Annotated in this window: 3 protein-coding genes; all 3 read right to left on the reverse strand. The window is 62.6% G+C overall.

Annotation, left to right across the window (positions count from 1 at the left end):
• Positions 1–78 precede the first annotated feature (78 nt).
• From VIQ49_RS16575 to VIQ49_RS16585, 3 genes are read right to left on the reverse strand one after another with little or no spacing between them, the layout of a single operon-like run.
• On the reverse strand, positions 79–1,134 hold the full coding sequence (locus VIQ49_RS16575; RefSeq protein WP_331886550.1) for a hypothetical protein: 1,056 nt from the start codon (positions 1,132–1,134) through the stop codon (positions 79–81).
• Positions 1,131–2,333, reverse strand: a complete 1,203-nt coding sequence (locus VIQ49_RS16580) for an ATP-binding protein (RefSeq protein WP_331886552.1) — start codon at positions 2,331–2,333, stop codon at positions 1,131–1,133. Before VIQ49_RS16580 ends, VIQ49_RS16575 begins: the two co-directional genes overlap by 4 nt.
• Positions 2,330–2,974 (reverse strand): response regulator transcription factor, encoded by a 645-nt coding sequence (locus tag VIQ49_RS16585; RefSeq protein ID WP_331886554.1) that lies wholly within the window; start codon positions 2,972–2,974, stop codon positions 2,330–2,332. The genes VIQ49_RS16580 and VIQ49_RS16585 overlap by 4 nt, the downstream gene beginning before the upstream one ends.
• Between the last annotated feature and the right edge of the window lie 1,754 nt (positions 2,975–4,728).

Genomic DNA, 4,728 nt, shown 5'->3' on the forward strand with positions numbered 1-4,728 from the left:
CCGATCCGCAGAGAGTGGGTTCAAACGGTAACGGATTCCGCCGGTGGCGCCGAGACCCCAAAAATGGGGGCACAGTTACTAAGAGCAGTCGGGTGGGAGTCGGATGCGTGGGGGCGAGGGGTGACCGTCGTGACCGTATTCGAGTCGGATGATGTCGTCAGGTGTGCTGTTGAGGATGGTGGCGAGGACGTCTCGCCCGGGTGGGAGTATTCGGATTGTGAGTGCGCCGGATCGTGCTTGGGTGAGTGTGTCTGCGGCGGCGGCGATTATGCGGTTTCGTACTTCTTCGGTTGCGGTGTCGAGGGCGTGGTCGTCGAGCAGGACGACCTCGACACCGCGTGTGCGGGCTGCGCGTGCGGCAGCGGCGAGGTAGGGGACGGCGAGGATCGGGGCTCGCAAGGTGTCGCGTAGGTGCGCTTCGAGGAGTTGGCAGTCGAGGCGTTCCTGCTCGTTGAGAGGGCTGGCGCCGGTGATGCGTTCGAGGAGCGGGCGGGCGAGGTCGTCGAGGCGTGTGAGTTGCGCATCGCGTTCGTCGAGAACAGCGGTGTCGGCTGCCTCGGCCGCGATGCGCACTGTCGCTTGCCGGCGTAGGGCGAAGATCTCGCGTGCGGCCGGCCGGATGGTCCATGCGAAGAAAGTCGCCATCAGTAGTGGCGCGAGGTTGATCGCCGACATCGACAGCCCGTACATTGCGCCTTGACCGGTCCGTTCGGCCCAGAGCATGCAGCTGGCCAGGACGGTGGTCATACCGATCCATGCGCAGACGGTGCGCCCCCGGACACACATGTAGGTGTAGATCGCTGTCGCCGCTGCCAGTGGCCACAATTGCAGGAGCCCGTCGATCGGTACCGGGGCGACGGCAAAGATCAGATTGACCGCGACCGGGCCGGACACGGTCAGGTACGCAGTAGCTAGGGTCGGCAGCGGGTCGCCGGGGACCAGGATGAGGCCGAGCGCCCCGATGCTGACGAAGATCCACGCGGCGAATTCGAACCATCCGCCGCCGGGCGCGTTCGTGGACCATGCGACGAGGGCGAATGTTGCCGCGTATGCGGTGACCACGATTCTCGCCGCGATGGTGCGCAGGCCCAGTAGTTCTCGAACGTCGTGAATATCGGTGTCATGGCGCGTCATTCGGATTCCCATCCCAGGTGCACTGTTGTGCCGACACCGAGATGTGAGTCCACGTGTGCCGAGCCGCCCGGTATGGCGCGCATTCGGCCGAGAATGCTGACGGCGATACCGAGGCGGTGCGGCGCGACTGAGGAGGTTTCGAACCCGGAACCGTTGTCGGCGACCTCGATTCGAATTCCTGATCCGGTCACTGTCGCAGTGACCGTTCGCAGGGCATCCGGGGCGGCGTGGAGGCGAGAGTTGCGCAGGGCCTCGGACAATGCCGATCCCAGTGCGCGAACACACTCGGCAGACAGGAACGGTAGTGGTGCGGCATCGGCGTGGATCACGTCGAACGGGGCTTGATCGTCAGCGTCGGCGGCCGCGGTTCGCAGGTGAACGAGAGCGTCCGCGAGTGAGAACGGTTGTCCTGGTTCGCTTCCGGTCCGGAGATTGTCGAGCTCTGCCAACGTCGTTTCGGAGAGTCGGCCGACTTGAGAGTGAGGTTGACCGTGTGAGGCGGCCAGAAGTGTGGACAGCACGTTGTCGTGGATGAGCGCGTCGAAGCGTTCGCGCTCGACGATGCGTGCGCGTTGGGCTGCCGCGTCAGCGGCGGCGGCGTATGTCTCGTCGGTGGTGGCGTCGAGAAGGCGGCCGGTGCGCAGCGCCATCGCGGCGCCTCCGACGAACAAGGTGCAGAACATGATTGCGAACGCGATCTCCGGGATCAACATCGCTGCTTGTGCGCCGTCGCGGGCGACGAGATTGATCGTCTGCACTCCCGTGCATCCGATCACCAGGTGAACGAACGCGGCCGGTATCGGCCAGGCCAGTACGGCAGCAAGGCTCGCCAACCCGGGGAACGCCGCGAGCCAGACCCCGTCACTGGTGGGAAGATCAGGGCCGTTCCATGCCGCCGGCCAACTGGCCACCGCAACGAGAAACACTGTCGCCGCGACTGCGGCGGAGGTGCGCATCGCCTGTGTATCAGTGTGGAACGACAATGCGCCTGGTAAGAGTCCGCAGCCGAACACGACAACAACGATGGTAGGCGTCCACCACGGGTCCATGCGCGGTGCGAGCTCGGTGATGGACGGCCACAAGATCACGAGATACGCGAGGTATCCGACGCTGGTGAATCTGGCGAACATCCGCAAGATCCGGTCGGTGTCTTCGGTTCGAGCGACGGGCTGCGCAAGTGGCGACACCTGGTGTGTCATCGGACCGGATGCTCTGGCACCGGAAGCCACCCGTCCTCGACGGCGCGTTTGTAGAGGTCTGTTTTCGTTCGGGCCGGCCGTCCCGCGTCGGCGTATTTGAGGCGGATACGGGCGAGGTAGTCGTTGACGGTGTTCGGTGTCAGGCCGGTCATTCGCGCTACGCGGTCGGCTTTCTCCCCGGATGCGTACAAGGTGAGGACGTCCTGTTGCCGCGGACTGAGTCCGACCTCGGGCAACTCGGGATCGCCGTCGATCGCTGCCGCCCATTCGGTGGTGGCCACCAGAGCGCCGTTGGCGGCTGCGGCGATGGCGTCGACGACTTGCTCTGTCGGCGCTGATTTCCGGATAACTCCCAGCACACCGGCTTTCGCTGCCAATCTGACCAGATACGGGTTTTCGGCCCCGGTGAACACCAACGCTTCCAATCCTGCTGCCCGCAGCGTTTCGACATTGGCAGTGGGAGAGGAACCGTCGGCCAGTCGCAAATCGAGCAGAACGAAATCCAAAGGCGTCTGTTGACTTAACAGTTCTGCGACTGTGGGGGCCGTCGCCGCGACTTCCACATTGTGCTGTTCGGCCAACATGGCCTTCAACCCCAATATCACTGCGGAGTGATCTTCCACGACTCCGATTTGCTTCACACCCGAATCTGTCACCACGTCGGATCTCCTGTGTCGAGGGAGGGCGCCGAACCGTATTCAGCTACCCGTGCGCATCATCGACATTTCAGCACACTGAAACGCCAGCGGTCAGCTAGCCGGCCATGCCATCCTCGAGAACTGGACCGAGTAGATGCCGGGGCCTTGTCGGGCCTTCGGATTTGCGAGTGGTCCGACAAGGCCTGTACCGACTTCTCGGGCTGAAGCACATCGGCCCGGGAGATCGGTGCGTTGGAAATAATATTCCATCCGGTACGTATTTTTTAGGGACCAATGTCCCAGAAACGTCGGGTTGCTCTGAGAGGTTGGTCAAGGATAAATGGACGTGCCGGCAGTTGGTGGTCGGCCGTTTGACGGGTTTGGGGTGTTGGGAACGGAGACCAAAAGCATTCCGTCGATCATCGATTATGTTGTCCCGCCGACGAACAGGGGGATGTCACGTCGGCGGGAGGCTTGAATACGCGACTGGTCCAGCAGTCGCGAGAGCGGAAACACCATTTATGCCACCCAGTGCCGAATCCCAGTCTTCATCGCGTAACTGTTACTTGAGTTGTATTATTTCAGTTGGAATGCGGCTTTCCCTACTTGGGTGACGTCCGCGGCTGGGCGTGGGTGCTCGGTCGTCTCGGTGCCGGGGACGGTGGGTGTTTCAGATCGGGCGTCGAAGTCCGAGGAGGCCCGCGCGTCACCGGTGTACTCCCTGACGATTCCCCAACAGTCATCGGCCATTGTGACCATAGGATCACCATCGGCCCGGGCGTTCAGGTTGGGTAAGCCGGGCGAGATCGTCCTGGAGTGCCGCGATGTGCTCACCGAGTCAGGTCCGAGGCTTCTCCGGGTTCTTGCAACGCGCCAAGAAGCCGAAGGCTGGGGTACGAAGGTGATGACAAGCTCGCGGTCGATCTCCGAGCAGCTTTCCCCGACATGCGTGGGCTCTCTCGAACGAATCTGAAATACATGCGGCAGATGGCGAGCATCTGGGATCGCGATGCAATTGGCCAACAACCTGTTGGCCAATCGTCGTGTTACGTAACCAGATCAACAGCGGTTTACGTCGCCGAATCGGCGCGGCACCGTCAAACTCCCAGGATCATCCTCCGGCCGAAGACCCCGATCTCGCTGAACAATTGGTGCGTGACCCGTACGTGGCGGCATGATTCGGGCGTGGCCGCTCGCAGGAAACGTCGCAAGCCGACGCAATGGGCAGACGGCGGCTACGCCGGACGCCTTGCCGCGTGGGTCGCGGAGCATTGCCGGATGGCGCTTGATATCGTGCGGAAAACCAAGGGGCAGATCGGATTCAGTGTGCTGCCACACCATTGGCTAATCGAACGGACCCTGGCGTAGATCGTGCGTTGCCGTCGACTCGAACACGACTACGAACGCCTCCGGGCGCACTTGGAGGCGATAATCAAATGGGCAATGATCGGATTGATGACCCGACGGCTCGGCCCCCCCGCACGCGGCCGACGACCCTGGCAGTCGACCCGTGCGGCGTGGCACTTTCAGAATACGTTCTGGGAGCGCCCCAAGTGCCTCGTTAACGGCATGGTGTAAGCGCGCTCGACGCTATTGCGCCGATCGCACCGCCTTAGCCGTGCAACGACAGTTCGAGAAGCTGAGCAGGCTAGTGGGCGTGTAGGGCGCCGATGATAACGGTCGGTTCACAGGAGTGCGTGAAGCTTGGTCACACAAGCGTTCCATGTCCGCGTCACAAGACGCACTAAAGAATACGG

The sequence above is a fragment of the Williamsia sp. genome (genome assembly GCF_036566845.1).
Taxonomy (GTDB): domain Bacteria; phylum Actinomycetota; class Actinomycetes; order Mycobacteriales; family Mycobacteriaceae; genus Williamsia.

Excerpts from the sequence above, each read along its gene's own strand:
- VIQ49_RS16575 (WP_331886550.1), bottom strand. The coding sequence starts at position 1,134 with ATGACGCGCCATGACACCGATATTCACGACGTTCGAGAACTACTGGGC.
- VIQ49_RS16580 (WP_331886552.1), bottom strand. The coding sequence starts at position 2,333 with ATGACACACCAGGTGTCGCCACTTGCGCAGCCCGTCGCTCGAACCGAA.